6 protein-coding genes and 1 pseudogene are annotated in these 8,166 nt (G+C 40.4%); 6 read left to right on the top strand and 1 reads right to left on the bottom strand.

Features of this window, described 5'->3' with window-relative positions; genetic code table 11:
- Positions 1–162: 162 nt before the first annotated feature.
- The 4 genes from DFP95_RS28410 (at position 163) to DFP95_RS28390 (ending at position 3,376) form a co-directional block, all read left to right on the top strand.
- Positions 163–498: a hypothetical protein gene (locus DFP95_RS28410; protein ID WP_115996053.1), complete on the top strand. Its 336-nt coding sequence runs from the start codon at positions 163–165 to the stop codon at positions 496–498.
- A 117-nt stretch (positions 499–615) separates the two neighbouring features.
- Positions 616–999 (top strand): hypothetical protein, encoded by a 384-nt coding sequence (locus DFP95_RS28405; RefSeq protein ID WP_115996052.1) that lies wholly within the window; start codon positions 616–618, stop codon positions 997–999.
- 601 nt (positions 1,000–1,600) lie between these two features.
- Complete coding sequence (locus tag DFP95_RS28400; RefSeq protein ID WP_115996051.1) at positions 1,601–2,080, top strand: methyltransferase family protein; 480 nt, start codon at positions 1,601–1,603, stop codon at positions 2,078–2,080.
- An 843-nt stretch (positions 2,081–2,923) separates the two neighbouring features.
- Positions 2,924–3,376, top strand: coding sequence for an NUDIX domain-containing protein (locus tag DFP95_RS28390; protein WP_115996049.1), 453 nt, complete (start codon positions 2,924–2,926; stop codon positions 3,374–3,376).
- Positions 3,377–3,579: 203 nt separating this feature from the next.
- Here DFP95_RS28390 and DFP95_RS28385 read toward each other — a convergent pair.
- Positions 3,580–4,779, bottom strand: a pseudogene (locus tag DFP95_RS28385) (IS110 family RNA-guided transposase).
- Between the two features lie 521 nt (positions 4,780–5,300).
- On the opposite strand from DFP95_RS28385, the gene DFP95_RS28380 reads away from it, so the two are divergent.
- Together DFP95_RS28380 and DFP95_RS28370 are read left to right on the top strand one after the other, a co-directional pair.
- On the top strand, positions 5,301–5,783 hold the full coding sequence (locus DFP95_RS28380; protein ID WP_115996048.1) for an AAA family ATPase: 483 nt from the start codon (positions 5,301–5,303) through the stop codon (positions 5,781–5,783).
- Between the two features lie 875 nt (positions 5,784–6,658).
- Complete coding sequence (locus tag DFP95_RS28370) at positions 6,659–8,032, top strand: ABC transporter substrate-binding protein (protein WP_245988049.1); 1,374 nt, start codon at positions 6,659–6,661, stop codon at positions 8,030–8,032.
- Positions 8,033–8,166 lie beyond the last annotated feature (134 nt).

Here is an 8,166-nt window from a genome sequence, read left to right as displayed (position 1 = left end):
GGCCATGGTCTTAAGGGACAAGACAAAGAAAAATTTTATAACGATATTGTTGAGTTTATTACATTGATTAAATCATTTCCTTATTGCGCTAACGGCGAACGATAGCGAAACGAAACTGCCGACATAATATAGAACCATTAGTCGATGCCTAGAGGTGTATTGATGAACTTTAAACTTATTGATATGAATGGAGTACCTGTAATCTCTTTGCCAGCAGGCTATGATTTGTTAGAAGCGTTCATCGGGACAAATCTTCAATATAAATATGAAAAGGGAAAATGGGTAATTGATTCGATTGATGAAGTATTGAATAGTACTTTAACCAACAAAACCCTTTCTGGTGTGAAGTATCATGATGTTGAATTAAGCAAGTCAACAGTGAGGATAATCGACCCATATTCCGAAGACAGAGCTTATTGCGAGCTACCATTAGACACTTTCAGAAGTGTAATTGTCAACTGGCTCCAACAAAAAGATAAATACTATAGATTGAGCTAACGGAAACGATAGTACAACGACAACAGGCTGCCGATCATATCGGCAGCCTGTTAAACAAACGGGCAGGATAACGTAACTAATTCATTGCTTTTACGTCTAATATTTGGAACGATTTGTATGGGGGTGGTACCTATTAATCTTAAATTTTATCTTACAATTGTAATTATGACGTTTGTACTCGCTATTGTAGGTTGTACAAAAGAAAGTACGTTTGAAGATTTAGTAAAAAGTAATGAAGTGTTAGTGAAAGGTGAACATTTAGAGAAAAAGTTAACCGATGCAGATCAAATTTCCAGATTGGTGAATGTTATAATCAAAAGTAAAGCAATAGATCCCCCAGAGCGAGCCATAGGTATAAAACCTGAAGTCGTTAAAGAAGTGATTATGCTACACTTTCCAACCGAAGATTTTTTCTATATTGGTGATGGTTACTTATATCACGGGAATAAAGGACAATATTATTCAGTTTCAAAAGATATTGAAAATTATACTACTGAGTAGCAATTCTCAGTGGTTACAGGTACGATAGCGGAATTTAGTTTTCTCACAGAGCTCGCTAAATCGCAGGATTTCACCATAGGATAAATCGCAATATGGAAAGTAGAGATTTTTTGCCGTCAAATTCGGTAACCAAGCGCATGCGGGAACATAGGGGGCGAGGTTGCGCTCCTTTTTTAATGCTTTGCTGCACGCTGCTCCACGTATCCACAGGGGGGCTTTCACTTACATTTCTCGACGGGTCTACGCCTTTTCACTCCTTCGTCGTTATGCCTATCCGGTGGAGTAAGCCGATCATTCTAACGGTACAGGTATGTGCCCTTTTACTACGGGGCGGCAGAGGCTCTTTGTTGTATATTTATGCAAAAAGTGAATAGAGGTTCATTCGAGTCAAAATCAACTCTAAATTTTCTTGAAACAAAATCATCATATTGGTTAGAATTTGTGATTGAAACTTGAAAATTTGAAACAGAGTTATTGTAATAATGCGGTTTTGTGGGATCGATATTATAAAGATTCATGAAAAATCACAGTGGTGGGGCGTCGTGAATACAAGAACGTTATCAGAAACCGGTTAAGTACATTGGAACAAGTATAGGGGGGAGTGAAAGTTTTTTTCAAACACTTTATTTCCTTTTTATTACCAATTACAAATGCAGTCTTTATTCCATATCTAATCATTGGGGATTCTATAAATTTTGAACTTAATTATAAGTCGGTACTTGGGGGCTTAATCACTGTTATAGGTCTAGTAATCCTAGTGTCTACAATCCGAACTTTTATTTTAATCGGTAAGGGTACATTAGCCCCATGGAGTCCAACCAGTAATTTAATTATTGGAGGCATATACGGTTATATAAGAAACCCAATGATCTCTGGTGTTTTATTTATTCTAATTGGTGAAGGATTAATATTTAATTCAATAGGACTGATCATTTGGTCATTAATCTTTTTTATAATAAATCATATTTATTTCATTGTTTCAGAAGAGCCTGGATTACATAAAAGATTTGGCAATGAATATCAAACATATAAGGCAAATGTGCCGAGATGGATACCAAGATTTAAACGATGGAAACCTTAATGGAATCCATAAGAATTGAAGGTTTCTCGAAGAAGAACCAGCATCTGATAAACCATATTCACGCATCGGCAGACGAGCTGCCTCGGTTCGCCCGAAGTAGAAAGTGCCTGTAAGTGGAATCAGGCGAACACACCCGCACCACCTAACCGCATCGCGGCCGGTCACTTCGTGACCGAAAGGTGGTGGGGCGTCGTGAATACAAGAACGTTATGCGTAATTACTGTAAGAGCTGGGGGAACTAAATGACAATATCACATCTCAATTATTATAGAAGGAAACCCTGGTTTTTCAGATCAATTAATATTATTAGATTGATTATTGCGCTGAATTGCTTAGTTGAAATTCTATTAATCAAATTCGTATTCAAAACAGAATATGGTTCAAATCTAATAGGACAAATATGTTATAACTCTTTCGTTCTTATGTTTTGTACGTTTTTTATCTTCATCCTAAAGGAAAGAAATAAAGAAACTTCAAAAAAAGGTTGGCGAATATTTAATTCCTGGTTTTTCTCAATTATCTTCACAGGGCTTTTTTTAAATGGCGCAGATATGCTAATAAAAAACATAATTGACTCCTACAATGATCCGACAATAAAGGAACTAGTAATATTAGATACACGGTATTCAGCCAAAGGAACGTCTAAAGTAATAACAGATAATGGGACATACAAATTGATAGGGAATATTAATACATTAGAAACCGGGAATCATTATTCATTTGCAGTCTTTAAATATTCAAACTTAGCAGTAAAAATAAAGAGTAAATAAAGTGATGTGAATGAAGCTCAGGAGGACAGTAATGCTTAAAGTTCATAATTAATTAGTCGATAAGGATGATTTTATGACTATACCTTTATTAAGAGCCGAAGGAATTATTTGCAACGAACAATTCACTGAATACCTCGTTCAATGTGATTTTGAGGAATCTTTTTATAGATTTCCTGGTGGAGGAATTGAGTTTGGTGAAACAGCGGCAGAAGCTATTTCAAGAGAACTAATTGAAGAATATGATTTACTGATTGATATAGGAAATCTTGCTTTAGTAAATGAAAGTATTGTTGAAGTTGATGGAATACAAAGGCACAATTGCACTTTGATTCATTGGTGTTTTCTTAAAAATGACATAGATCACTTTGAATTTAGAATACATAACGAATATGAAAATATAAAATTGATTTGGAAATCAATAGAGGAGTTATCTTCAAAACCCGTATATCCAGAAGGAACAATTGAAATATTAAAAAAAAAACATACAAATGATATTCATCACATAAAGATCAGAAAGAAATATTAAGCATCTTGTTAGTATATCAAGGAGAGACGGCATCTGATAAACCATATTCACCCTTCGGGCAATAAGCTAAAACCAGCTAATATCTTGTCAACATTTTTCTCTTAAATTATGAATGGGAAGACGGTATACTATTAAATAGGTGCACTAAAGAACCTTCTATGCACTTGCTGGAAGGTTTTTCTTTTGAATTATAATAGTGGTAACTAGGCTAGGTCGACAAACTGTTCTTTCTTCACTAGAAGGGCATAAATCCAGTGAAGAAGCTTATTCACACAAGCAATCAGAGCCACACGATGAGGCTTACCAGCTTCGCGTTTCTTGTCATAGAACTCTCGCATTTTCTTGCTTCCGGTCTTCCTAAGACCGCATAATACGGCGAGATAGAGGGCATGACGCAGCTTCTTTGATCCACGTTTTGTAATTCGATTTGTAGTTGCTGTAAACTTGCCCGAAGAGTAAACGCTAGGGTCTATGCCTGCGAAAGCAACCAGTTTCTTCGCGTGATTAAACCGATGGACTTCCCCGATTTCTGACAGAATCGTTGCAGCGATTTTGCCACCAATACCGGGAATGGATTGGATAATCTGATAACCTTCAACTTCTTCAAGAGCATCGATCTGGCTTTGTAGATGGGAAAGATGCTCTTGGTACTGAAGGAGTAATTCAATGAACATTGCCAAGCTTATTAGATGGCCGCTATAGCTTACTATCTGAAACGGGTTGTTAGCTGCGGCTGAAATGATTCGAGTTGCTTTATCGCTAACCCAGCGATCGGAACGACTGGGGCAAAGGCAAGCAATTACTTCAGCAACACTTAGTTCACCGGCGTCTCGAAAAGCCGTAGGAGTCATGATTGCTTCAGAAGCAACAAAGAAACCTTTGAATAGAGATCTCCGAAAATACCTATGTAATCCGGGAAAACTTGATCTAGCACCGCCTGGAACTGCAACTTTATCTGTACATACATTTGTGTTAGAGATTCAAATTTCCTCGTCATATGGCGTAGATTCAGCAGTTCGATCCCTCGTCGTTGATGGTCCTCAAATTCCTCTTTGTAATACAGTTCACATAGTCGATAAGCATCCACCGTATCGGTTTTTACTTTGCGCAGGCTCGTTTTTTTGGCTTGATTTGAGATGAGCGGATTCACGACTAGAAACAAGATACCGTGATCCTCCAGAAACTGAATGACAGCCTGATGATAATGCCCAGTCGATTCCAAGATAACAGTAGGGGCTTTCCCAGCCTTATCTTTTACGTTAGCCAATGATGACTAAGAACTGGTCAAGACCTTCCTGGTTATGCAGAAAAGTAAATGGATTTCCATAGGGTTTGCCTTTGTCTAAGAAGACTCGTCCATCACTTTTTCCTTTTGATATATCCAGACCAATGACTGGATTCATGAGGCACTCTCCCTTTAATAAGATTGCCGGAACCCCTAAACACGCCTCATAGTTCCACAACATCGCTTGTTATGCGAGATCTAACGTCTCAACCAGCTTAAACATGGTTTCTATGAGTAGGGGGCGATCTGTTTTAGCGACGGGTTACAGACCCAGGCGAACGGGCGATCTGCCCCGGCTACTGATAGATACACCACTTATACAAATGAGGTCAACCAGTAAAAACTGGCTGACCTCATAATACGACGGCGAACGATAGGTAAAGCAGTAAGAAAGGCTGCCGGGCAGCTGGCAGCCTTATAAGGTTAGCGCAACGATTACATATTTTGAGCGTCCTACTAGGTAACCTATTGGAAGACTGGAGACAAAAAACGAAGAAACGATTATGAATGCAAACATTAATGCCTACGACAAGGTTGTCGGGATTGAAAACGGAGCAAATACATATATGAATAAGTATAAAACTTTATTTTTAGTAAATACTTCTATATATAACGATCGATTTAGAGGGAGTTATTGATATGATAATTTTGAATTACGAGGAAATAAAGTTGTTTATTGCTGATTTTTTAACAAATGCCGATAAATCTTTTGGCTTTATTTCCAGTCCATCTGGGACAGGAAAAACATTCGTTCTACGAAGATACTGTCAAGAAAACTCAACGGCGGTATATTTGAAACTACCGGCAGCAAAACTGTCAACCAGATCGTTATTACTTGAAATTCTTAATTCACTTGGCGTTCCTATTGTCAACAGGTATCAAGCCTATCGAATTCCACAGTTAATTCAGCTCCTGAAGTTTGTAATCCCCAACACACAAATCTCACATCTTGTAGTTGATGATATTGAACTGGTCAGTGTTAATAGAAATAGAGTAGAGCTATTTGAAATTATTAAACACCTATCGATAGAGTTACCAGTGAAGTTTGTACTAACTGGCACTCAGATCCCCGAGTTACCCGTTTCCATGAAAATTCGTAGTAATTTTTACATAACAGCATAAAGAATTTTCCAACATTCTTGACTCGATCATTACAGATGATCGAGTTTTTTTGTTTTTAGATTTGTTGTCGAACTGAATTCCAAAGAATTTTGTTGTATAAATATGCAAATCAATTTGGGGGGTATTATCAGAAATGATGACTAATTGCTTAATTTGGCTTAAAACAATTTTATTCAAAATCAGTTATTATGAAAATGACCCTTGATTGTTCAATGTTTTTTAGGTCACTTTTCGCTCTAATTCTGACGCCACCCAGTCAATTCAATCAATTGAGTGGCGTCATAATTGTAAAGTAAGTTCGCAGGAATTGAAGTAGTAAATGTTCGTAAATTGACGGGGGTATGACCAGTGTTGGCTTTTATATGGTTTGGACAGCAATAATTTGTAACAACATTGTCGAAAGTCAAGAACGTGGTCCCATTCCCGACGACCGTCAGTAACGCGGAATAACGAATTTATAAAGTGGAGTGTCAAGGTCCTGGATCTGATATGCTGGAACCCGTCAACAGACATCAGTAGTGCGAGTGCGGTAAAATAAGGATTAAGCTAAGGACAGTATAGTTCAATAGCGTGGTAATTTTAGAAAAATGTAATGATGGAAGTGTCCACTTCCAACGCCGTTAACCAAAGTCTCTCCCCAGCCATATCAATGACGTTGTTCGCCGAATGATCCGCTTTATCAGAAAACGTACCTTGACCAGAAGCGAGTGCGTATGTGCGGAAGCGACTCCTCTCCTGCGCCTTTGCATACTGTTTCTTCTTGAACCTTCTGATTATTTTGCAACTCAGAAACCGAGCATATTGAATTATTAAGCGCTCTCTTGGATGATACGATGTTATTGTAAACAACCACATACGAGAGAGGGGCACCATCCTTGAAAAAAACAAAACTTGCTGCCATCGGCACAAGCGCACTGCTCGTCACCGCCTTCCTTGCAGGCTGCTCATCCAACAACAATGCGAACTCCGGCAGCCCGTCGGGAACTGCTTCAGGAAGCGCATCCGCGTCGTCTGCATCGGCTTCTGACAAGCCCGCATCCGGCGAGCAGGTCAAGCTGACCTTCTGGCGTAACTCCGGCAATGACGCCGAAAACTCCGCGTACGATCAGTTGGTCAAGGCATTTAATGAAAGCAATCCGGACATCAAGGTTGAGATGAGCCCGATACCTTATTCGGACTACGACGCGAAGCTCCGGACCTCGATCGCAGCGAACAATCCACCTGATATTATGGCGATCGATGCGCCGAACATGGCATCCTACGCGCAATCAGGGGCATTGCAACCCTTGACGGACTATTTCAAGGCGGATGGCAATCTCGACGATATTCCGACGGGTACAATCGGGGCCTATACTTATAAAGACAACATCTATATGGCGCCGCTTACGGAATCGTCCATCGCTCTTTTCTACAATAAGAAGATGTTCGAGGCAGCAGGTATTCCGCTACCTTCCAAAAACCCGGATGAGCCGATGACCTGGGATCAGGTACGCGAAGCGGCAATTAAACTGAGCGATGCTAAAAAGGGCATTTACGGCATAGATCCGGCCCAAGGCTTTGGGAACGCGGGATCAACCGCTTACTTCAAGTATCCGATCATCTGGCAGTTCGGTGGGGAGATTATGGACAAGGACGGTACGACATCTAAGGGCTACCTGGATATGCCGGAAACGAAGAAGGCGCTACAGTTCTTCGCGGATCTGTATAATAAGGATAAAGTATCGGCGCTGGAGTATCCGCCGGATCCGTTCCCTACAGGCAAGCTTGCGATGACTGTCGACGGCTCATGGTCGTTGTCCTACTTGGCCGAGAAGTTCCCGAATTTTAAGCTCGGCGAGGATTGGGACATCGCTCCGCTGCCTAAAGGAACGAAGCAAGCGGTGGCCAACGGCTCATGGTCCCTCGCTATCTCCTCCAAGAGCAAGAATGCGGACGCAGCCTGGAAGTTCGTGAACTACGTGACGGGAGCGGAAAGCTCCAAGCTGTACAGCAGTGTGACGAAGGATATTCCGGTTCGCTACTCCGTCGCTAAGCAGTTCCCGGAGCTGAACGAATATCCGAAGAACGTTTTTGTCATCCAGAACCAGAAATACGGCCGCTCGCGTCCGATTACGCCGATATTCCCGCAGATGTCGGATGCTGTCAACAAGATGTTTGAAGAAGTAACGATTGGCAACCGCAACGTCGATACGACGATTGCCGAGGCTATCAAGAAGATCGACAAGGCTTACGCCGATATGCCTAAGTAAGAAACGGACGATAACCTGAAAAAGACGATCCGCAAATAGGAGGCCACTGAAGAACTAACTGTTTTAATTTAAGCCTTAAGATGAGCGAAGAAAAAGACGACTTCTACTCCCTAAAATTGGGATATAAGTCGTCT

It is taken from the genome of Cohnella lupini (assembly GCF_003386205.1).
Lineage (GTDB): Bacteria > Bacillota > Bacilli > Paenibacillales > Paenibacillaceae > Cohnella > Cohnella lupini.
The sequence above is the reverse complement of the archived record's forward strand: the minus strand, read 5'-3'. Positions and strand labels throughout refer to the sequence as shown.

Bases quoted from the DNA above. Each gene is read 5' to 3' on its own strand.
- DFP95_RS28410 (WP_115996053.1), top strand. From the start codon at position 163: ATGAACTTTAAACTTATTGATATGAATGGAGTACCTGTAATCTCTTTG.
- DFP95_RS28390 (WP_115996049.1), top strand. From the start codon at position 2,924: ATGACTATACCTTTATTAAGAGCCGAAGGAATTATTTGCAACGAACAA.
- DFP95_RS28380 (WP_115996048.1), top strand. From the start codon at position 5,301: ATGATAATTTTGAATTACGAGGAAATAAAGTTGTTTATTGCTGATTTT.
- DFP95_RS28405 (WP_115996052.1), top strand. From the start codon at position 616: ATGGGGGTGGTACCTATTAATCTTAAATTTTATCTTACAATTGTAATT.